18 protein-coding genes are annotated in these 23,589 nt (G+C 35.7%); 3 read left to right on the top strand and 15 right to left on the bottom strand.

Features of this window, described 5'->3' with window-relative positions:
* Positions 1-152: 152 nt before the first annotated feature.
* Complete coding sequence (locus tag I580_RS03905; RefSeq protein ID WP_010772609.1) at positions 153-1,502, bottom strand: glucose-6-phosphate isomerase; 1,350 nt, start codon at positions 1,500-1,502, stop codon at positions 153-155.
* A gap of 247 nt (positions 1,503-1,749) precedes the next feature.
* Complete coding sequence (gdhA, locus tag I580_RS03900; RefSeq protein WP_010772610.1) at positions 1,750-3,096, bottom strand: NADP-specific glutamate dehydrogenase; 1,347 nt, start codon at positions 3,094-3,096, stop codon at positions 1,750-1,752.
* A gap of 138 nt (positions 3,097-3,234) precedes the next feature.
* Between gdhA and I580_RS03895 the strand changes: the two genes are divergently transcribed.
* Both I580_RS03895 and I580_RS03890 read left to right on the top strand, forming a co-directional pair.
* Complete coding sequence (locus I580_RS03895) at positions 3,235-4,524, top strand: BaiN/RdsA family NAD(P)/FAD-dependent oxidoreductase (protein WP_010772611.1); 1,290 nt, start codon at positions 3,235-3,237, stop codon at positions 4,522-4,524.
* 187 nt (positions 4,525-4,711) lie between these two features.
* Entirely contained in the window at positions 4,712-5,137 is a 426-nt protein-coding gene (locus I580_RS03890; protein ID WP_010772612.1) for a hypothetical protein, read from the top strand.
* A gap of 363 nt (positions 5,138-5,500) precedes the next feature.
* On the opposite strand, the gene I580_RS03885 is transcribed toward I580_RS03890, so the two are convergent.
* The 12 genes from I580_RS03885 to I580_RS16425 all read right to left on the bottom strand — a co-directional run bounded on the left by I580_RS03885 (position 5,501) and on the right by I580_RS16425 (position 20,249).
* Positions 5,501-6,196: a response regulator transcription factor gene (locus I580_RS03885; protein ID WP_010772613.1), complete on the bottom strand. Its 696-nt coding sequence runs from the start codon at positions 6,194-6,196 to the stop codon at positions 5,501-5,503.
* Between the two features lie 58 nt (positions 6,197-6,254).
* Complete coding sequence (locus I580_RS03880; RefSeq protein WP_010772614.1) at positions 6,255-7,367, bottom strand: WxLIP family cell surface protein; 1,113 nt, start codon at positions 7,365-7,367, stop codon at positions 6,255-6,257.
* A gap of 245 nt (positions 7,368-7,612) precedes the next feature.
* Positions 7,613-9,976: a toxin Cry1Ac domain D-VI-related protein gene (locus I580_RS03875; protein WP_016249793.1), complete on the bottom strand. Its 2,364-nt coding sequence runs from the start codon at positions 9,974-9,976 to the stop codon at positions 7,613-7,615.
* 16 nt (positions 9,977-9,992) lie between these two features.
* Entirely contained in the window at positions 9,993-10,403 is a 411-nt protein-coding gene (locus I580_RS03870; protein ID WP_010772616.1) for an LPXTG cell wall anchor domain-containing protein, read from the bottom strand.
* A 339-nt stretch (positions 10,404-10,742) separates the two neighbouring features.
* On the bottom strand, positions 10,743-11,570 hold the full coding sequence (locus I580_RS03865) for a WxL domain-containing protein (RefSeq protein ID WP_016249792.1): 828 nt from the start codon (positions 11,568-11,570) through the stop codon (positions 10,743-10,745).
* Positions 11,571-11,744: 174 nt separating this feature from the next.
* Positions 11,745-14,105 (bottom strand): Ig-like domain-containing protein, encoded by a 2,361-nt coding sequence (locus I580_RS03860; RefSeq protein ID WP_016249791.1) that lies wholly within the window; start codon positions 14,103-14,105, stop codon positions 11,745-11,747.
* An 11-nt stretch (positions 14,106-14,116) separates the two neighbouring features.
* A complete protein-coding gene (locus I580_RS03855) occupies positions 14,117-14,557 on the bottom strand; it encodes an EF2685/EF0750 family sortase-dependent surface protein (protein ID WP_010772619.1) in 441 nt (146 codons plus the stop codon).
* Between the two features lie 215 nt (positions 14,558-14,772).
* A complete protein-coding gene (locus tag I580_RS03850; protein ID WP_010772620.1) occupies positions 14,773-15,585 on the bottom strand; it encodes a WxL domain-containing protein in 813 nt (270 codons plus the stop codon).
* Positions 15,586-15,649: 64 nt separating this feature from the next.
* Positions 15,650-16,477, bottom strand: a complete 828-nt coding sequence (locus I580_RS03845; RefSeq protein WP_010772621.1) for a WxL domain-containing protein — start codon at positions 16,475-16,477, stop codon at positions 15,650-15,652.
* 21 nt (positions 16,478-16,498) lie between these two features.
* A complete protein-coding gene (locus I580_RS03840; protein WP_016249790.1) occupies positions 16,499-17,233 on the bottom strand; it encodes a WxL domain-containing protein in 735 nt (244 codons plus the stop codon).
* 17 nt (positions 17,234-17,250) lie between these two features.
* Entirely contained in the window at positions 17,251-19,608 is a 2,358-nt protein-coding gene (locus I580_RS03835) for a toxin Cry1Ac domain D-VI-related protein (RefSeq protein ID WP_016249789.1), read from the bottom strand.
* 410 nt (positions 19,609-20,018) lie between these two features.
* A complete protein-coding gene (locus tag I580_RS16425; protein WP_010772625.1) occupies positions 20,019-20,249 on the bottom strand; it encodes a hypothetical protein in 231 nt (76 codons plus the stop codon).
* Positions 20,250-20,618: 369 nt separating this feature from the next.
* Between I580_RS16425 and I580_RS03825 the strand changes: the two genes are divergently transcribed.
* Complete coding sequence (locus I580_RS03825) at positions 20,619-22,091, top strand: helix-turn-helix domain-containing protein (protein WP_010772626.1); 1,473 nt, start codon at positions 20,619-20,621, stop codon at positions 22,089-22,091.
* 57 nt (positions 22,092-22,148) lie between these two features.
* Here I580_RS03825 and I580_RS03820 read toward each other — a convergent pair whose 3' ends face one another.
* Entirely contained in the window at positions 22,149-23,543 is a 1,395-nt protein-coding gene (locus I580_RS03820; protein WP_010772627.1) for a 6-phospho-beta-glucosidase, read from the bottom strand.
* Between the last annotated feature and the right edge of the window lie 46 nt (positions 23,544-23,589).

The following is a 23,589-nucleotide window of genomic DNA, read 5'->3' as shown; positions in this document are numbered from 1 at the left end:
TAAGCTTCTGCCCCATTCTCTCTCTAAATGTAAATAATCAAAACAATATTCGCTATTATTCGCTTCTTTGTATTCCATCTAATGCTAGGCATTTAAACACTGAAAGTTGATTACTTCCTAACTCAACAGTTTTGTCTCTACTTGTTCCAATTTCACAAACGTGCATTCAATTCTTTGGCTAAGTCTTCAAAGCCTGGTTTGCCCAGAAGCGCGAACATATTTTTCTTGTAGGCTTCTACACCTTCTTGGTCAAATGGATTCACACCGTTCAAATAACCTGAGATACCAACAGCTATTTCAAAGAAGTACATAACATAACCTAATGAATAAGCATCCATTGCAGGAATTTTAACGATCATATTTGGTACACCGCCATCTGTATGCGCAAGCAAAGTACCTTCAAAAGCTTTTGTATTTACAAAGTCTATTTCTTTTCCTTGCAAGTATCCTAGTCCGTCTAAATCTTCACTAAGTTCTGGGATCGAAACCACATGACGTGGTGTCTCAACTTTAACAACCGTTTCAAATAAATTACGCATGCCATCTTGAACGTATTGTCCCATTGAATGTAAGTCAGTAGAAAAATCTGCTGCTGCGGGGAAAATTCCCTTTTGATCTTTTCCTTCTGATTCACCAAACAATTGTTTCCACCACTCAGAGAAGTAATGCATTCCTGGTTCATAGTTGATCAACATTTCAGTTGTTTTGCCTTTACGATATAAGATATTTCTCAACGCAGCGTATTGATAGGCTTGGTTTTTACTTAAATCAGTTGTTGATGCATATTCTTTGCGCGCATCATTGGCACCTGTCATCAAGGCATCAATATCTCCCCCGCTAACTGCAATCGGTAATAACCCAACTGGCGTCAATACCGTGAAACGTCCACCGACATCATCAGGAATCACAAATGTTTCCCAACCTTCAGCATCCGCTTCAACTTTCACAGCACCTTTCTCACGGTCAGTTGTAGCATAAATACGCTTGTTCGCTTCTTCTTTACCATATTTTTTGATCAATAATTCTTTAAATACTCTAAATGCGATTGCAGGTTCTGTCGTTGTACCTGATTTAGAAATCACATTTACTGAGAAGTCACGATCACCAATAACATTGATCAAATCAGCTAAATAAGTTGAACTGATACTGTTTCCAGCAAAGAAAACTTGTGGTGCTTTTCGTTCATCTGCTGGTAATAGATTATTAAATGAATGATGTAAAAATTCGATTGCTGCTCTTGCACCTAAGTAAGAACCACCAATACCAATCACAACTAAAACCTCTGAATCAGATTGAATTTTTTCAGCCGCTTTTTCTATACGAGCAAATTCGTCTTTATCATAATTTTCTGGCAAATCAATCCAACCAGTAAAATCACTTCCAGCCCCAGTTCCTTCTCTTAATGCTTTGTCTACTGCAGTCACTTGTGTCTGCATGTATTCCAATTCATGATCAGCAACAAATGGTGTCAAATTGGAATAATCAAATTGAATGTGTGACATTCCTTCTCCTCCTTGAAATTAAACTTAATACACTCACTACTTTACGTTCTTTTCATGCTTTTTTCAAGCAAATTATGATTGTCTGTACCAATTTTATTTTAAATCAGTTAAAAAGACTTATTTACAGCACAAATCTAACTATTTCTCAGCAGAATTGGTCTATACAGAATAAAAGCAGAACCGAAAAAATGAAGAATGATTATGATTAAATCCCTCATTATCATTCTTCATTCTTACTTATTTTAAACTAGACTAATCCTTGACTTAACATAGCTCGTGCTACTTTTTCAAAACCAGCAATGTTAGCACCTAAAACAAAATTATTTGCGGCATCATATTTATTAGCTGTATCACGACATGTTTCATAAATGTTTTTCATGATGTCGTCAAGCATACCATCAACTTTTTCAAATGACCAAGATAAGCGTTCTGAATTTTGGCTCATTTCTAATGCGGAAACAGCTACACCACCAGCATTTGCAGCTTTACCAGGACAATACAATACCCCCGCTTTATCTAGCACTTCAACAGCATCCAACGTACACGGCATATTGGCGCCTTCCGCTACAATTTTGCCTCCATTTTTCACTAAAATTTCCGCCTGTTTTTCATTGATCTCATTTTGAGTTGCACAAGGTAAAGCAATATCGTAAGCAACTTCAAAATCCCAAACGGATTGACCGTCATAATACGTAGCATCTGAATGAGTTTCCACATATTTAGAAATACGCTCACGATTTTTTTCTTTTAATTCTTTCACTAATTCAACATCGATACCATTGGGATCGTAAATAAATCCATTAGAATCAGAACAAGTTAGAACCGTGGCACCTAATTCTTTGGCTTTTTCCATTGCATAGATTGATACGTTTCCACTACCTGAAACAACAACTTTTTTCCCTTTAAAAGAATCATTTAAGTCATTCAACAAATGCTTAACAAAATAAACGCAACCATATCCAGTTGCTTCAGTTCTTGCTTCACTGCCCCAATATCCTAACGGTTTTCCAGTTAAAACACCTGCATCATAATTTCTCAAACGTTTATACATACCGTATAAGTAACCGATCTCTCTTGCACCAACACCAATATCTCCTGCTGGTACATCAGTACTTGGTCCAATATGTTTTTGTAGTTCTGTCATGAAGCTTTGACAAAAACGCATGACTTCTGCATCTGATTTACCTTTGGGGTCAAAGTCACTACCACCTTTACCGCCACCAATAGGTAACCCTGTTAAACTATTTTTAAAAATTTGTTCAAATGCTAAAAATTTCATCACACTTAAATTCACGCTAGGGTGAAAACGTAAGCCGCCTTTATAAGGGCCAATAGCAGAATTATACTGAACACGGTAACCACGGTTGACTTGCCAATTTCCTTGATCGTCTTGCCATGGAACTCTAAATTGTAAAATTCTCTCAGGCTCAATCAGAACGCCTAAAATATTAGATTCAACAAATGCTGGATTTTCTTTCAAAAAGACTTCAACTGTTGGTAAAAATTCATCAACAGCTTGCAAGTATTCTACTTGCCCTCGATCGTTTTCATGAATCTTTTTTTGAATCTCTTCCACGTACTGTTTTGCTTCCATTTAATCACCCTCTCATTGTTATAATCCTATTTTAACCTAAATTCAGAAAATTTCCACAACTTTTTACTGTAAATTGAAAAAAACTTAGAAAAAATTTTCAAATTTGTGTTAAACTACCATTGAACTGGAGGAGAATTTATGAAATGTTTTGATGTTATTGTCGTCGGAGCAGGTACGAGTGGCATGATGGCGGCGATTGCTGCGGCAAAAGCCGGAAGCAGTACCTTATTGATAGAAAAAAATAAACGTGTAGGTAAAAAACTCTTATTAACTGGCGGCGGTCGTTGTAATGTGACCAACAATCGTCCTGCTGATGAGATCATTGCGCATATACCAGGAAATGGAAAGTTTTTGTATAGCGCTTTTTCACAATTTAACAATTACGATATCATGGAATTTTTCGAATCTAATGGTACCCATTTAAAGGAAGAAGATCACGGACGCATGTTTCCTGTCACTGATCGTTCAAAAACGATCGTTGAAACTCTATTCAATCAATTGGAAAAACTGGGTGTAACGATTTACACAGAAGCAAAAGTTGAAAAAGTATTACATAAAGAAGGACAAATCATCGGAGTCGCTTTAGAGCATGAAAAAATCTATGCACCTTGTGTCATTTTAACAACAGGCGGGCGTACCTATCCTTCCACAGGCTCGACAGGAGACGGATATAAACTTGCTAAACGATTAGGTCATACTATCAGCCCTTTGTATGCAACGGAGTCGCCAATCGTTTCTAATGATGATTTTATTACAGAAAAAACGTTACAAGGTCTTTCTTTACAAGATGTGGCACTTTCTGTTTTAAATAGCAAAGGGAAAGTAATCGTGACACATCAGATGGATCTTCTTTTTACTCATTTTGGTGTCTCGGGTCCGGCTGCTCTGAGATGTTCAAGCTTTGTTAATCAAGAATTAGTTAAAAATGAGCATAAAGCTGTTACTTTACAACTTGATATTTTCCCTCAAAAAACAGCATTAGAATTGAAAAACGAGATCCAAAGGAGACTTCTAGAGCAACCCGAAAAAGCACTAAAAAATTCACTGAAAAATCTTGTTGCTGAACGACTATTAGATTTTGTCTTGAACAAAACTGATCTTTCTGACTATCAATCAAAACAAATATCGGAGCAACAACTTGATAAAATTGTCCAGTGCTTAAAGTCTTTTAGAATAAATGCTGCAAAAACACTTCCGATCGAAAAGTCTTTTGTAACTGGTGGCGGAATTTCATTGAAAGAAATCCACCCTAAAACAATGGAGAGTAAATTGGTCAATGGATTATTTTTCGCTGGAGAGTTACTTGACATTAATGGTTATACTGGAGGATATAATGTTACTGCAGCATTTGTGACCGGACATGTTGCAGGCACACATGCGGCTAATATAGCCGACTATACTTTTTTACCATCTGTAGAGCAAGACTAATTAGGTTATAATTATAAAAGAACGAACATACTAACTAGAATACAAGTATTCGTTCTTTTTTCTTATCAGTATACAAATCAAAAAATAACTACGACTTTAGCAGGATAAAAATGGCAGAATAAATCGGTCTTTTGCTCGATTCTATACTCTTCTATTTATGGGAAACTACTCCTAGGAGGTGGTTATAATGAACATCAGCTTAAAACGCCAAACACCATGGGGATGCATGCGCCATTTTGTTATTTATAAAAATGGGATTAAACAAGGAAAGTTATTTAATAACATTGTAACAGAGATAGAAGTAGAAGATGGCGATGTTCTTAGTTTTAAAGAGGGTTATTTCTACTTTTCTAAAACAATAAAAATAGAGTCTGAAACGAAAGAAGTAGTTATTGTAAATAATAATCATATCAAGCAATTATTCTCATTATTTATTATTTTATTTCTAGTAATCTCTTTACTTACTTTTTCTATTACTTCTTTAAAAGGATTTGTATCCACAGAGATCGCTTCTTTTTATATTTTAAATCTTTTATTCCGCTATTATTCTTATAGTTTCAATCTTGAACCTTCTGATTCACTGAATAGCGTTCCCAGAGTGGAAATTAGTTAAATAAACAAGAATAAGATTTTAAGGAGCTGGACAATAACTTTTCAAGTTATATATCAGCTCCTTAAAATCTGAATAAACGGTGGTAAAAAACGAACCTTCGGGAACACCTAAAATCATTGTAAAACACAACAAGAAATTCTTTAGAATAGACTCCACCAACAAGTGGAACCTTTGAATCATAATACAGACTATAACTATAAATTAAAAACACAACCTCTACCTAAAAAGGATAAGGTTGCGTTCATAGCCGTCATGAACAAATGGCTAACGGTCTTCAGAATAAGAGTGAATGAGACCACGTACGAGTTTCTCAGAGTTTCAATCACTTCGAGGGAATGTTTTCTGTCGCTCTATCATAAAAACTTATACTTCTTTTTCTGAAAAAGAAGTATCTAGAATATAACCAATAGAACGTATTGTTTTTACTTGAACAGGTGAATTTTTTAAATCAGCAAACTTTTTTCTCACATGAGAAACCAAATTACATACTCGATTTTTTTGAACCCCACTGCCATTTTTAGCCCAAACACCTTTGTAAATATCTTCATACGTAACTGTTTGGTTTTTATTTTTATACAAAATCGTTAATGCTAAAAACTCTTGTCTTGTCAAATCAACTTCTTGCTTTTTATTAACTAATACACATGATTTCTCTGGTATTATCTCAAAAGAAGATTGATTTTCTCGCTTTTTAACCGTTTCTTTTTTTAACCGTTTCAAAATGTTTTTCACAATCAAATCCATCTCATCCGCTTCCTCAGTGAAAATACCATCTGCTCCTAATTTTAAATAAACCATGCGAGAAGTAAAAATCATTTGATCCACATCTGCGAGAATAAGAATGTAAATATCAGAGATTTTTCTTATTTCTAACAACCATTCACATATATTTGTAAAGTTGAGTTCTTTACTCTCTTCTATTATAAGAACATCTAATTCACCTAAATCCTCTAAAGAAACTTTATCAATGAGTTCAAGTGAGCATTGTTGATCTAAATCCAATGTTTTATAGTAATTATTTTGAGGTGTTCTTAATGAAAAATAACCTATATTGTACATATATTTCTCTCCTAATTTATAGTGAATTTGAAAATGCTCTGTAAATTACCTTATATCACTAGTTATTTTTTTTATGTTTTTTTCTAGCACTTGTTTTTGTCATAGATTTTTTTCTATTTTTCTTAATAGCTTGAGCTTTTAATCTCTTTCTTTTCTGACGTCTTTTTTTACTGATATACTGACTTAGCACAAAAGTAATGATGATTAATACTATAGCTCCCGCTACTCCTCCGATAATGTACCACTTTGTATTGTCAACTTCCAACTCAACTGCCTGTTCATTCAATTCCTGTGCTTCTTTTTTACTAATTTCAAAGTCTTTAGACCATTTCCATTCATCTGATCCGCTCGTCACATTCATATGCAATGTATATGTTCCAGGTTTAAACTCTTGGTTAGCCCAACTGATCCCAAAATTAAAATTTGAGTTAGGTGCCATACGCACGCCAGTTTTGTTCTGTTCAAAAAGACTCTCGTTTTTGCCTTTTTTAGTTACACGGACATCAACTTTCATGTCCTGTATAATTACGGGCTGTGTATTTTGAATATTTGCTTTTAAAACATTTCTGTAATTCACTTGTGAGGGTTGTATTTTTCCTAATTTCAAATCTGGTTTAATTGCATTATCATTTTCTCTAATCATTATACCAACCGCAAACGCTAAGCGATTCCTGATTTGTACTCCTGAGTTTTCTTTTTCTTCCTTTGTTTTGTCTTCTTTTTCAGTAAAATAAAGACCGCCCAATATTACACCATCAAATTCTTCTTCTGGCATGGTTACCTTCACTTTTAATGATTTTGAACTTTTTGCTGGAATAGTTGTTTCTTTTTCTAGCTCACTAATAGCTGAAAAAGGTGATTTTAACGTTTCATCTAACTTCGGTTCTGAATTGCTATAGTCAACAATCCCATTATCATTAGTAATAGCTGTGTTGGCGTGATTTTCTACAGTCACTGGTTCGTCTAAAGGATTATTTATTAAAACTTCTAATTCTTGAACTTGCCCTGGCTTCATTTTTAAATCAAAGTAAGTTTTCGTTTTATCAATTTGATTTTCAGGAATTACTGCTGTCATAGAAACATTCATTTTTCCAACTTGTGCAGAAGCTTTTATAGGGGTACAACCTATCATTATAATCAAAAGTAACAGTGCGGCTATTCGTTTATTCATTACTAATTTCTCCTAACTTTCTTATGTTTGAATATATGTTATTTTTTTATGTAAGAACCAACCATTACAACAACTTATCGCTGCAATGGTTGTTTTTATTGTTTTTGTTATTTGCAGTAGCGTTGATTCTATAGAGAAATGAGCGTTGGGGATTGTAACGTTGAATTTTCCACTTAATCCCTTTTTCAGATACACCCTTCTACTTTAAACAGCAAAACAATAATTTTTCTTATTTTTCTTCATTCTTACGGTCCATCTTCAAGTGTCCATATTATTTGAGTGGAATATTCTTTATCTGACTGAACAGTTCCAGGCAGGATATTCAACCCCACTTCTTTTTCTTTTTCTTTCGTAAAGTCCACTTGAATAACACCGTTGTTTAATTTGCCTGGTTCATACATCTGAGTATTTAATTCGGTCAGTTTTTTATCCACAACCTTACCTGATTCGTACGAGCGATAGACTAAACTACTCGCTGAAGTCAACCCGTCTTTGGTTTTCAGTGGATGATCCATTTTTGCTAACAAACGCCATTTATTCATTTTAAATCGAGTGTCATTTATAGACAGGCTTAACTTATTTTCTGAAAGCACAAACTGTTCTTTCGATGCAATTGTTTGGGTTCCAAATGTGAGTTTGTCTATCGTTTTATCAAAAGACAAACTTCCCTCTACGAGTGTCACTTTAAATACACGTGTTAAACTTCCAAGCGTAACTGTGATCGAATATACTCCTGGTTCTTTTTTTAGGCTTCCTTGACTATAGACAAGTTTGTCATTGATCAACTGCCCTTTATCTAAGTCCCACGCCTCAACTGCTCCATGTTTTAAAATAAATGCCTTTTGCTCAGCCGCTGTTTCTGGTAAATCAATGGCTAAGGCTGAGAAATCATCGGCTTTCAGTAAGTTTTTACTATCCATTGATGTCAAATCATCTTTTACCGTTATCGGTACAACAACAACGAGAGCATTTCCTGCTTTATCAGTCAATGTGATGTCAGCTGTTTTATACCCTGTTTTAGAAACATCAGGTGTTTTCGTCATTTCAATAGTTAAATCTGCTGTTCCAGCATTATCTGAAACATTCGCAAGCATTTTATCGATGGATGGCAGCTTATCACCTAGGGTTAACTCTTGTTTTACCGCTTCAGCTTTTGGTGGTGTGGTATCGGCGACAACTTGAGAATCAGAAGCAACGCTGACATTCCCTGCGGCATCTGTTGCAGTAACATAATACGTTTTATAAGGAACTAACGGTTTTTTAGCTTCTGGTACAACCAATGAATATTGACCATCCGTCCCAGCTGTTCCTGTTAAAAACACAGTTGCATCCGATTTATCATACATCGTGACCGTGGCTCCCGCTTCCGCCTGACCTGAAATGGTTCCTGTTTGGTCTTTGATTGCATTTAATGTCGGTTTCTCTGGTGGGATGACATCTTTGACTTGCCGTGTTTCAGAAGTCGTTTTCCCTCTTAACATGCTCGTCACGGTGATTTTTTCATTCCACTTAAAATACTTTCCTTCTGGCAGTGAGTAGCTAAAGTTCCCTTCTGCATCTGCGCGAATCTGGTATTTTTTTGAATCCTTCGCCACTTCTGAGCTTAACGTTCCCACTGGAAATTCACTACTTCCTGAGAATTGAAGAAAGGAATTTGGATAGGTTTTTCCTTTGATGATATGGCTTAGTTCATTTTTCGGATCATTCACCAATTCTGTTGGAATGGTCAAGCTCATCGTAATTTTGTCCAGCAAAGCTTGAGCTTTGGCTAGTTCCTTAGACAGTTCCGTTTTTGTCGTTGCATCAAGAATCGTTTCAATCAATTCTTTTACCTTATCAATTTCCGCTTGTGTCGTTGATAGTTTTAATTCTGTATGCGTTTTATCTGTGAATAAACCTTCAATCCATTCATTTGATTCTGCAACTCCTTGGTTCAAATCCACGAGGGATAGGTTAGAAAATTTTACTCCTGTATTATACATCCCTATAGAAGCAATACTAAAAACAAGAGTCATTTCTTCTGTCTTTGCCTGAATAATCTTTGAAATATTTATAGAACCCAAACTACGTTTTTTTAAATTGCTGTAGTCTGGATAAATAGACACAGGATTATTTACATCTGAATTTGATAACCAATCGAAAGCATATTGCGATTCGTAACCTCCACTAGCGCTTCCACTCATTACAGTCGAAAATTGATAATAGTGATCAGGTATCGTACGGATTGTGGTTTTTACAAGAGCATAAAGACTTATATTCGGGACACTTTTAAGTGAAAGCTCACGACCAATTATAGTTCCAGTCACATTATCGTTATTCGCATCAGTAAATCTCACATAAGTTGTTCCATTCCAAGTACTGTATGGAATCCAATCATCATATCTATATTTAGTATATCCTTCAAAATCTTTTATCAAATTGTACTTTGAGAGAATTTCTTGATCTGTTATTTTAGGGGGAGTTGTCTCTACTCGAGCTTGACGATTGATTTTTCTAGGACTTTCTTCTGCTTTCAAAACAGACTTCGTTTCTATTTTAAGAGTAACAAAAATAACAAGACTACTTAGTAAGACTGTTACCATAAGGAAAGAATGTTTTTTCTTTTTCATTTACTTCATCACCTCTTTATCGATATTTTTTAGTGACTACCTTATAAAGTTTAAAGATGAGTAACACGAAAACAGTCATTAACAGTAGTATACCCAACTTTATTACTAGAGTATTACTTTTGGTGCCCGTACTAGGTAGCAAACCAGACTTAGCGTTTTTTTTTCGATTCGTTTCTGGCAATTCCTTCATTTTATTTGACGTACCACTAGTTGACGTACTGGTTTTCGTCTGGCTACTTTCTGATGTTTTATCTGTGCCACTGGGTACTGTTGTACTCGAACTAGAATCACCGCTAACAGACACATCACTATTAAAAGTTAAACCAATTTCAGTATCATAGTTTACCGCTTCTGCTACTGTAGAGAGCTGAAGTAATGGCAGTGTTATAAATATAATGCTTAGCAAAATAAAATATTTTTTTTTCATAGTTCTTCTCCTTAGCTTATCTGTAAACAAATCAACTATGATTACTTCCTTCGTTTTGTTTAAGCTGAAATTCTATTTGTCTATCAAGCTTTATAAACGGCTACTTCCATTGTTTGTATAATTACAGGTTATGTAGTTTAACTGTTGATTTTATGTAAAAATCAACAATCGATTACACCAAATTGTTCAGTCTCTTGCTGGAAGTGTTGTTGGTGTTGTTGACAACGGCCAAGTTATTGTAGCTTTATATTCTTCATTAGGATTTCTGTCAGTATCTGTTAAAATAGCTGTTGTATCCTTTCTGAATACTGCTCATTTATTCTTTTATTAATGTTTCTTTTATGGTGTAACCTCTGGTGAAACTTCTGATTTTTCTGGCGCATCTACTAATGTCCATGTTAATACCGTTTTATACGCTACATTTGCTAATTTTGCAGTATCACCTGGAATAGTTAATGAAACACTCTTGGCCGCTTGTTCATTAGTATCTCCTAATGAATAGTGCCAAGTTCCCATTCCTTTACCAGCAGCAGCATCAACAACCGTTACAGCGGCAGCCCCTGGAATAAGCTTTTGACTAATCCCTAGTGGCGCAAATTCTGATCCTTTTTGTACTGACTTCAGTATAGGATTGTTGAGTGAAAGTTCTGCACCTGTAAGTTCAGTAACTTTATTATCCTTGTCTTTTGCTTGGAATTGCGAATCTTGCTTAAGTTGCAACTGCCAACCTGCATTCGTACCACGATTATCTGTAACTTGAACATAGTTTGGTACTTTTTTTGGCTCTACAATATCTTTTAATTTAAGTTCTGCTAATTTTGCATGATAAGTCGTTGTATTACCAGATACTTTTACAGCGCCAAAATTAAGTTTCGTGATATAATCAATCGTTAAGGGACCTACCATCCCAGTTTCACCGCCAGTTTCACCCTCGCCTGGTTTTTCAATTTCTTCACCACCTGGCCCAACAGGAGGTGTTACCTCTGTCTCATTTTGTTCAAATGAAATTTCTGCTTCGGAGTGCACTGGAGATTGGATCGTTATTGGCGGTTTAACCTCGTTTCCTCCAGTCTCTGTTTCTGCAAAAGCAGAGGCTGTTCCTAGTAATAAGCTAGCAAATGTTATGACCCCTGTAGTAGTGAATACTGCATTCTTTTTCAATATCATGTTTTTTTCTCCTTTGAGTTTTTATATAGGTGTATCAATCAACTCCCAAGTTAAGGAAGTTGTATAGTTACCTTTCTTTTTTTTCGACCGAGCCAGGAACTTTGAGTTGTATGCTTTTTTTACTTTCTTCTTTATCTTTACCAAACATAATCATCCAAATTCCCTTCCCTCTCACTATGGTCCATTTTCAAGTGTCCATATTATTTGAGTGGAATATTCTTTATCTGACTGAACACTTCCAGGCAGGACATTCAACACCACTTCTTTGTCTGTCTCTTTCGTAAAGTCCACTTGAATAACACCGTTGTTTAATTTACTTGGTTCATACATCAGTGTATTTAATTCGGTCAGTTTTTTATCCACAACCTTACCTGATTCGTACGAACGATAGACTAAACTACTCGCTGAAGTCAACCCGTCTTTGGTTTTCAGTGGATGATCCATTTTTGCTAACAAACGCCATTTATTCATTTTAAATCGAGTGTCATTTATAGACAGGCTTAACTTATTTTCTGAAAGCACAAACTGTTCTTTCGATGCAATTGTTTGGGTTCCAAATGTGAGTTTGTCTATCGTTTTATCAAAAGACAAACTTCCCTCTAGGAGTGTTACTTTAAATACTCTTGTCAAACTTCCAAGCGTAACCGTGATCGAATATACTCCTGGTTCTTTTTTTAGGCTTCCTTGACTATAGACAAGTTTGTCATTGATCAACTGCCCTTTATCTAAGTCCCACGCCTCAACTGCTCCGTGTTTTAAAATAAACGCCTTTTGCTCAGCCGCTGTTTCTGGTAAATCAATGGCTAAGGCTGAGAAATCATCGGCTTTCAGTAGGTTTTTACTATCCATTGATGTCAAAGCATCTTTTACGATGATTGGTACAACAACAACGAGAGCATTTCCTGCTTTATCAGTCAATGTGATGTCAGCCGTTTTATACCCTGTTTTAGAAACATCTGGTGTTTTCGTCATTTTAATAGTTAAATCTGCTGTTCCAGCATTATCTGAAACATTCGCAAGCATTTTATCGATGGATGGCAGCTTATCGCCTAGGGTTAACTCTTGTTTTACCGCTTCAGCTTTTGGTGGTGTGGTATCGGCGACAACCTGAGAATCAGAAGCAACGCTGACATTCCCTGCGGCATCTGTTGCAGTAACATAATACGTTTTATAAGGAACTAACGGTTTTTTAGCTTCTGGTACAACCAATGAATATTGACCATCCGTCCCAGCTGTTCCTGTTAAAAACACAGTTGCATCCGATTTATCATACATCGTGACCGTTGCTCCCGCTTCCGCCTGACCTGAAATGGTTCCAGTTTGGTCTTTGATTGCATTTAATGTCGGTTTCTCTGGTGGGGTGTTATCCTTGACTTGCCGTGTTTCAGAAGTCGTTTTTCCTCTCAACATGCTCGTCACGGTGATTTTTTCATTCCACTTAAAATACTTTCCTTCTGGCAGTGAGTAGCTAAAGTTCCCTTCTGCATCTGCGCGAATCTGGTATTTTTTTGAATCCTCCGCCACTTCTGAGCTTAAGGTTCCCTCTGGAAAGGCACTACTTCCTGAAAATTGAAGAAAGGAATTTGGATAGGTTTCCCCTTTGATGGTATGACTTAGTTCATTTTTCGGATCATTGACCAATTCTGTTGGAATCGCCAAGCTCATTGTAATTTTGTCCAGCAAAGCTTGAGCTTTGGCTAGTTCCTTTGTTAGTTCTGCTTTCGTCGTTTGATTGACGATTGTTTCAATCGATTTTTTTGCGTTATCAATTTTTGTTTGCGTCGCCGAAAGTTTTAATTCTGTGTGTGTACTATCTGTGAATAAAGCTTCAAGTTCTTCGCTTGATTCTGTAATCCCTTGAGTCAGATCTACAACCGATAACTTCCGATAATTGGCACGATTATTCTGCGAAGTTTGAGCCACAGAAAAACTAACTGCCATTTCAGTTGTTGTTGCTTTAACGATTTTTTTAACCTGAATAATATTAGTTGAGCGGATTTCTAGGTTCCTATAAGTTGGAAAAACAGAAACGGGGTTATCTACATCTGTGTTTGATACCCAATCTAATGCGTATTTTGCATCAGCATAATTACCCTGCATTTCTGTAGAAAGTTGATAATAATGTCCTGGAATTGTTGGAAACGTACTCCTTATTTGTATATCCTGAACATTAAATTGAATACCAAATCTCGTTAATTCGACAGACGAAGAATCAACAACGGATTTTACGAGTTCTGTTTCATACTCAATTTTCCCCCCCCCATTCCACTCCTTTAGCGCTTTCCACTGATTAGGAGTAAAAATAGTTTTGAGTAAGAATTTCCACTTACCCTTGTATAGCAAATTATATTTCGAAAGAATTGTTTCATCTGTTATTTCAGGCGGCGTTGTCTCTTCTCTAATTTGACTATTGATTTCTCTCGGATTTTCTTCAGCCTTCATAACTATTTTTGTTCCTACTTTTAAATAAATCAAGAGTGCCAAACAACTTAGTGTCACAGCCACTATCAAGAGAAAATACTTTTTATTTTTCATTTTTCCACGTCCTATTTATCGGTATTTTTAATAACTACCTTATAAAATTTAAAGATGAGAAACGCGAAAACAAGTATTAAGACTAGCATACCTAATCCCATTAGCAAAACATTGCTTTTGGTTCCTGTGCTAGGTAACACACCAGTTAGACCAGACTTGGCTGTTGTATTTCTATTCATTTTTGACGATTCTTCCACTTTACTTGATGTATCTGTATTAGTCCGATTCCCCTCGGATGTGTTTGTCGTACTTTTTGATTCTGATGTATTTGTTGTACTACTTGGTAAAGTTGTACTCGAACTAGAATCACCGCCAACCGATACATCACTATTAAAAGTCAAGCCAATTTCAGTATCATAGTTTATTGCTTCTGCTACTTTAGAAAGCTGAAACAATGATAGTGTTATAAATATCATGCTTAGCAAAATAAAATATTTTTTTCTCATTCTCATAGTCACTCTCCTTGGTTTTAACCTGTAAACATATAAAATATGGACTCTTACTTCGCTCAGTCCAAGTAGTGCTGGCTTTTTAGTGACCATGTTACACGAATATCGACTTCCATATCTTATATAATTACAGGTTATGCATTTTGCTTTATGTAAGAATTGATTATTGCAGTAGCAGGTTTTCACTACTACTGCAATAATCAATTACCTTAATCTGTTTAGTTGCCTGTAGGAGGCGTTGTTGGTGTTGTTGATAACGTCCAAGTTATTGTAGATTTATATTCTTCATTAGCATCTTTCTTAGAATCAGCTGGAACGCTAAGTGTAACGTTAGGATTTCTATCGGTATCTGTTAAAGTAGCTGTTGTATCCTTGCTGAATACTGCTGCCCATGAACCCATTCCTTGATCCGCTTTTGCTACAATAAGTGGCTTAGCTTCTGGAGTCAGTGTTACATTTGTATTTAATGTAGCTGGCTTAAAATCTTTTCCGTCAACTGGTTTTACTGGAGATGTAAATTGTGAATGTCCCAATGTTAACGTAGCTTTTAAATCTGCATTTTTATCTACTACAGTTCCTTTGAATGGAGTGGCTGCAACTGTTAATTCCCATCCATCATTCGTTCCTCTATTATCTGTAACTTGCACATAGTGAGGAACATATTTCGATTGTAAAGGCTCTGCCACTTTACCCGTTTCATCTAATAAATTAACTTTCATGTATAGTGGATGATACTCTGCTGCATTACCTGACATTGTAACTGTTCCAAACTTAAAGTTCGGTGCAAAATCAACTCTTAGAGGTCCTTTAGTTCCAACTGAACCTTCCCCAGTCTCTGGTTTAACGCCATTACCATCAGGATCCAGTGGATCGATCGTATTCCCGTCATTATCAGCATCTTGAGGTTCTGATTTGAATTTAACGGTTGCATCAGTTGTAGGCGCTGCAACTTGATCAGCAAAAGCTGGTGACGCTGCTCCTAAAATAAATGTACTGATTAATAACGCAGAAGCGATTGTTGTTTTTTTCATAATAAACTTCCTCTTTCCTTTTTAAATGTTTAAATTACTAGTTTATCCCCTATTGATGTTTCTTTTATGGTGTAACCTCTGGTGAAACTTCTGATTTTTCTGGCGCATCTACTAATGTCCATGTTAATACCGTTTTATACGCTACATTTGCTAATTTTGCAGTATCGCCTGGAATAGTTAATGAAACACTCTTAGCCGCTTGTTCATTAGTATCTCCTAATGAATAGTGCCAAGTTCCCATTCCTTTACCAGCAGCAGCATCAACAACCGTTACAGCGGCAGCACCTGGAATAAGCTTTTGACTAATCCCTAGTGGTGCAAATTCTGATCCTTTTTGTACTGACTTCAGTACAGGATTGTTGAGTGAAAGTTCTGCACCTGTAAGTTCAGTAACTTTATTATCCTTGTCTTTTGCTTGGAATTGCGAATCTTGCTTAAGTTGTAACTGCCAACCTGCATTCGTACCACGATTATCTGTAACTTGAACATAGTTTGGTACTTTTTTTGGCTCTACAATATCTTTTAATTTAAGTTCTGCTAATTTTGCATGATAAGTCGTTGTATTACCAGATACTTTTACAGCGCCAAAATTAAGTTTCGTGATATAATCAATCGTTAAGGGACCTACCATCCCAGTTTCACCGCCAGTTTCACCCTCGCCTGGTTTTTCAATTTCTTCACCACCTGGCCCAACAGGAGGTGTTACCTCTGTCTCATTTTGTTCAAATGAAATTTCTGCTTCGGAGTGCACTGGAGATTGGATCGTTATTGGCGGTTTAACCTCGTTTCCTCCAGTCTCTGTTTCTGCAAAAGCAGAGGCTGTTCCTAGTAATAAGCTAGCAAATGTTACGACCCCTGTAGTAGTGAATACTGCATTCTTTTTCGATATCATGTTTTTTTCTCCTTTGAGTTTTTATATAGGTGTATCAATCAACTCCCAAGTTAAGGAAGTTGTATAGTTACCTTTCTTTTTTTCGACCGACCCAGGAACTTTGACTTGTATGCTTTTTTTACTTTCTTCTTTATCTTTACCAAACATAATCATCCAAGTTCCCTTCCCCGTGGTTTCAGTCGAACGAGATACTTCTGTTGGCTCCATGCTGTCAGGGTCTAATCGAACACTGTCTATAGCAATTGGTTCTCGTCCAGAGTGTGGAGAAAATAACGTAATATTATTTAAAGATATCTCCGCACCTTTTAATACATGTGTGCCATTTCTGAGTTGTCCATTTTGCTTAATTGTTAATCGCCATCCAGCTTTTTTCCCTCGATTATCGGTCAATTGAAGAAAATTTGGGACCTCTTGTTCTGAACCGTCGTCCTTTTTTTTAATCTTTGTTAATTTTGCATAATAAATATCATTTTCTTTTGACCCATCATGTTCCCCAAAAATAACATGAGGAGCAAAATCAACGCTTAACGGTCCAGATGTTCCTGGTTGAACAGGAATTGGTGAAACAATTTCTGTTGATTCATCTGGCTTTTCGGGATCTATCGGAGGGGTGACATCCGTGTTTTCAGTGTAAAAAATTTCTGCTTCCGATTTATTCCCTATACTGCTATCAGCCAAAACAGATGTCGTTTCAACACTGACCCCACCTAGCAATATAAAAATTAACACCATAAACGTTCTTCTCATCTTTTTCATTTTTTCCTCCTCTCTCACTATGGTCCATTTTCAAGTGTCCATATTATTTGAGTGGAATATTCTTTACCTGAGCGAACACTTCCAGGTAGGACATCCAACACCACTTCTTTGTCTTTTTCTTTCGTAAAGTCCACTTGAATAACACCGTTGTTTAATTTACTTGGTTCATACATCGGAGTATTTAATTCGGTTAGTTTTGTATCTACAACCTTACCTGATTCGTACGAGCGATAGACTAAACTACTCGCTGAAGTCAACCCGTCTTTGGTTTTCAGTGGATGATCGACCTTTGCTAATAAACGCCATTTATTTACTTTAAACCGAGTATCATTTACAGAAATACTTAACTTATTTTCTGAAAGTACAAACTGCTCTTTCGATGCAATTGTTCGGGTTCCAAACGCTAAGTTGTCTACCTTTTTTTCAAAAGACAAACTTCCATCTAATAGCTTCACCTTAAATACTCGTGACAAATTACCGATAGTTACCGTAATTGAGTACTCCCCAGGTTCTTTTTTTAAGCTTCCTTGATTATAGACAAGTTTGTCATTGATCAACTGCCCTTTATCTAAGTCCCACGCCTCAACTGCTCCGTGTTTTAAAATAAAGGCCTTTTGCTCTGCCGCTGTTTCCGGTAAATCAATGGCTAAAGCTGAGAAATCATCGGCTTTCAGTAGGTTTTTACTATCCATTGATGTCAAAGAATCTTTTACGATGATTGGTACAACAACAACGAGAGTATTTCCTGCTTTATCAGTCAATGTGATGTCAGCCGTTTTATACCCTGTTTTAGAAATATCTGGTGTTCTGGTTTGTTTAATGGTTAAACCAGCCGTCCCAGCGTTATCTGAAACATTCGCAAGCATTTTATCGATGGATGGCAGCTTATCACCTAGGGTTAACTCTTGTTTCACCGCTGCAGCTTTTGGTGGTGTGGTATCGGCGACAATCTGAGAAACAGAAGCAACGCTGACATTCCCTGCGGCATCTGTTGCAATAACATAATACGTTTTATAAGGAACTAACGGTTTTTTAGCTTCTGGTACAACCAATGAATATTGACCATCCGTCCCAGCTGTTCCTGTTAAAAACACAGTTGCATCCGATTTATCATACATCGTGACCGTGGCTCCCGCTTCCGCCTGGCCTGAAATGGTTCCAGTTTGGTCTTTGATTGCATTTAATGTCGGTTTCTCTGGTGGGGTGTTATCCTTGACTTGCCGTGTTTCAGAAGTCGTTTTTCCTCTCAACATGCTCGTCACGGTGATTTTTTCATTCCACTTAAAATACTTTCCTTCTGGTAGTGAGTAGCTAAAGTTCCCTTCTGCATCTGCGCGAATCTGGTATTTTTTTGAATCCTCCGCCACTTCTGAGCTTAAGGTTCCCACTGGAAAGGCACTACTTCCTGAAAATTGAAGAAAGGAATTTGGATAGGTTTTCCCTTTGATGGTATGACTTAGTTCATTTTTCGAATCATTGACCAATTCTGTTGGAATCGCCAAGCTCATCGTAATTTTGTCCAGCAAAGCTTGAGCTTTGGCTAGTTCCTTTGTTAATTCTGTTTTCGTCGTTTGATTGACGATTGTTTCAATTGATTTTTTTGCCTTATCAATTTCTGTTTGCGTCGCCGACAGTTTTAATTCTGTGTGTGTACTATCTGTGAACAACGCATTAATACTAGATCGGGATTCTTCAGTTCCTTGGTTTAAATCAACAATGGAGAGGTTAGAAAAATATACGTATGAATAAGCTCCCCATAACGCAGCAATGCTAAAATCAAGCGTCATTTCTTCTGTCTTTGCTTGAACAATTTTTGAAACATCTGTAGGTCCGAAACCACGATTTTTTAATTCCCTGTAGTCTGAATAAATAGAGACTGGACTATTCACATCTGAATTCGATAACCAATCAAAGGCATATCTTGCTTCACTACCAGAATAAGCACTTGCAGTTATTTGGGTCGAAAATTGATAATAGTGATTAGGTATTGTACGGATTGTAGTTTTTACAAGACCAGCACTACTAATATCTCCGTTAATGCTAAACGAAATCTTCCGAACATTTGCGTTTGCCCACACGCCGCTAGTTAAAAGACTCTGAGAAGTTGATCCATCCCATGCACTAGTAAGACTCCATGGTTTAGCCATATACCTAGAATACCCTTCGAATTTTTTTATCAAATTGTACTTCGAAAGAACTGTTTGGTCGGTTACTGCTGGTGGAGCCTCTTCTGTTTTCATTTGGAAATTGACAATTTTCTCGCTCTCTTTTGCTTTCAAAACTGTTTTGACTTCGTTCTTTGGATAAAATAGAATCATAAAAGTAGTACACTCAATAATCAGTACTGAGGTAAGACACCATTTCTTTTTATTCATCTTCTTTCCTCCTACTTCACGCGCCATCGCTTAACTGCATTATAGGAATTAAAACTGCTCGTTTTTTTTCATCTATCCCCCCCTTTTCATTATGACCCATTTTCAAGCATCTACTTTTACCACTTTGTCTACTTCGGTCTTTAGAGAAATAATTTAGAGTACATGCACTCAACGAAATTGCTGAGATTGATAACAAATACTACTTTTTATTTTTCATCTGTTCATCCCCTATTTAGAGCATTATTTTTGAACACCTTATAGAGTTTGAAATCAACAAACACGAAAACAAGTATTAAAACTAGACAGCCCTAAATTACGTATAGAAGATTCCGTAGCGTTCCAATATCAGGTAAAAGCCTATCAAGACAAGACTTTGTTATTTTTTTGTCTTCGATTCTACAAATTCCTTTTTAGTTATTTGATTCATAGGTACTAGTCTGCGATGTTTCACTTGTACTACTTTCAATTGTTGAACTTGAGATCGAATCACTTGAAGTCGAACCACTTCCAGTAGATACATCATTATTAAAGTTCAACCCGATTTCAGTATTGTCATTTACCGCTTCAATCATTTTAGGAAACTGAAACAATGATATAGCGACAAAAACTATACTAAAGAAAATAAAGTTTTTATATTTCATAGTACCCCCTTTTTGCCCCAGTTCTCATTTTATCCATCAAAAAAATATTATTTTCAGATTTAACAAATATTATTTAAATATATTAAATGAGTTTCCGGTATATTTGATTAAATTATTTTCTTTTTCGTGTTACTTTATTATCATAAAACATAAGGTTTTTTTTTGAAAATCCAAAACTGAACACATTTCAGACCTTTTTTAGATAAAATAACTAAAAAAACATATTGATATTATTATTATGAAGCTTTTACAATACAAAAAATAACAAATTAAAAACAAATAAAATTCAATAAAAGTCAGAATTCATTGACTTTGTTTTTTTTCTACTCTATAATTCCACGGAAAACTACTAATAAAGGACGTATATGAATGGAATTTTTTTTAAATGATAAAAGTAAGAAGAAATTAGAACTTTTTAAAGAATTGATTTTTAACGATGGTGAAAAGGTTTCATTCACGGATCTCCAACGTTTTTTAGACATTTCCTTAAGCACTTTAAAACGATATTTTAATGAATTAGAAGCAGATATTAAAAAAAATGAAAAGCTAAAAATGATTGTTTTTGAAAAATATTCAGGGGGAGTGCAGCTAAACAATCATTCAGATTTCAAACTTGATTACTTAGTTGTCACACTAAGGCTCCATTATTTGAATGATTCTTTACAGTTCAAGATCATATCCACTATTCTTTCTAAAAGCTACTTAACCGCTGATGAATTAGCAGATGATTTGTTTGTAAGTATCCCTTACCTTTACAAACAAATAAATGCTTTAAACATACAGCTTGAAAGCTTTCATATAAAATTAGTATTTCACTCAAATGAAAATTTATGTGGTGAAGAAAAACATTTAAGAATGTTTTGTTTCTATTTTTATTGGAATGCCTATAGAGGGATCATCGTTCCTTTTGAATCTGAACTTAGCTGTGTATTTACATGCCCAGATTTGATAGAAAGTTTGGAGAAACGCTATTCCGCATCTGTCATCAAACGGATAAAATTGATGTTGGGTATTACAATCATGAGACAGCATAACTATCCAATCTATTTACCTGTAGAAATAAAAAATATATTAAAGCCTTTTGAAAAGACAACAGAAATTTCTAAACTCGTAAAAAGATACTTTATATCAGAAGACGAACATTTATTCTTTAATTTAATGCTTCGTAGTTTCATCTCAGATATCGATTCACCCAAAGAAAAGATCATGCTTTTTGATAAATTTCCACGATCATCTTCTTTAGTTCTCTCTAGCGAACTACTTATTAACGAATATGAAAAAGAATTTTTTCCCATTACTCTTATGACCACTAAAGAAAAAACCAGTATTTTCTATTACTTACTTATCGGGCTCGTTTATTGTACATTTTTCGAAATCAATCCAATGTATTTCTTCAGACAAATCATGATTAGTGAACAAGGCAACACAGAATTTTTCAAAAAATATTTAAAAAAACATCCAAAAATTTATCGTTTTTATAAAAAATTCAGAAAAAATCATCCTGTATTTACTCTTGATTCTTCATTTAACTTTGGACTATGTATGTTATTAAGCATCTTGACGGATATGTTTTTAAATTCTCAGATTAACATTTATATCCAATATAGCAGCAATAATTTTGGTTCGATTTTTATTAAAAATAAGCTTTTAACGATTTTTAATCCTAAATCTATAAACTTTACGAAAGACATAGATGAAGCGGATATTGCTATTGTAGATAATTTTGAAAAGCACAAAGAAAAAGAAAATCAAACATTTTTCTTTGTTAATAGTTTTCTTGATGAACGGATGTGGCTTGAGCTCAATACTGTCATTCAACAAAGGTTACTGAAGCATGAATGATGCAATAAAAAAGAACAAAATCAAACATGTTCGTTTGATTTTGTTCTTTTTTATTGTCTAATTACTTTTCATTAATTCAGTAACGTATGCTACTGTGTCGGGTTGTTCTGTTTCAATCTTAGTGATAGCGTCAGCAAAGTTTGGTAGATGATCTTTATGCGCAATCAATAACTCATCTAGCAACGTTTTAGCCATCGATCCGCCTGGTACTAAGGGATTAATCGTAAATGCATGTAATGCTGCCCCATAATCACCATCAATCGCAGCCCGAATCACTGTCTCCTCCATTCCCTTCATAACTTGAATAATGCCACGAGCAGCTGGCGGGAATGCGCCCCAATTGTATGGTTCATGACCATGAGCTGTCACAGGTCCGGAAACTTCAACTACGCAATCATAAGGTAAGTCTGTAATCGTACCATTATTTTCAGTTGACACGACCATATCAGTACGTTTGTCATTATGAATGGACGCAATCAATTCACATGCAGCATCACTATAGTGTGTTCCACCACGCTGTTCTAGTTCCTTTGGTTTATAATCTAAGTTTGGATCTTTATAAAGTTCGAACAAACGAGCTTCAGTTTCTTTTACAACTTGTGCTCTTGTTTCGCCTTTTTCAAATTCTTCAATCGAATGTTTTAACATTTCATCTTCGATATAATAATAACGATGGTAACCACATGGCAACATACCTAAGTCTTTAATTTGTTCATAATGGAATGGCGCGTTATGAATATTTTTCAAATGACTTTCAGAATCTTCTTGAGGACCATAAATCAAGTCAATCAATTCTTGCGTCCGTTCATTTCCTTGTTTATCCCAAACCCGATGCCAGTGGAAGTGATTAATACCTGCAAATTTAAAGAATAAATCCTCTTCGGGAATTCCTAATTTTTCAGCTGCTTGCTTTCTGTGACCAATTGGTACATTACATAAACCAGCTGTTTTTTTCCAACCACCGTGCTTTATAGCTGCTTCTGTAACCATCCCCGCAGGATTTGTAAAATTGACAAGCCATGCGTCTGGACATAATTCTTTCATATCTTCGATAATTCCAAGGATTACTGGTATCGTACGGAACGCTTTAAACATGCCTCCTGCCCCATTCGTTTCTTGGCCAAGCACACCATGTGACAACGGAATACGTTCATCTTTGATTCGCGCATCAAGTAAACCTACACGAAATTGTGTCGAGACAAAATCTGCATCTTTTAACGCAGCTCGGCGATCTAATGTCAGATGAACTTCCCAGTCCAAACCAGCAGCTTTGACCATACGTTTGGCCATAGCTCCAACTGTTTCTAATTTTTCTTTTCCTGCTTCAATATCAACTAACCAAATTTCTTTGATTGGTAATTCATCTTTTCTTTTAATGTAGCCTTCAATTAATTCTGGTGTGTAGCTTGATCCTCCACCAATTGTTGCGATTTTCAATGCATTTCTTGTCATATGTTTCCCTCCTGATTTTTTGTTCAGAATATGTTCTGACATCGTT

The sequence above is a fragment of the Enterococcus caccae ATCC BAA-1240 genome (genome assembly GCF_000407145.1).
Taxonomy (GTDB): Bacteria; Bacillota; Bacilli; order Lactobacillales; family Enterococcaceae; genus Enterococcus_L; species Enterococcus_L caccae.
The sequence above is the reverse complement of the archived record's forward strand: the minus strand, read 5'-3'. Positions and strand labels throughout refer to the sequence as shown.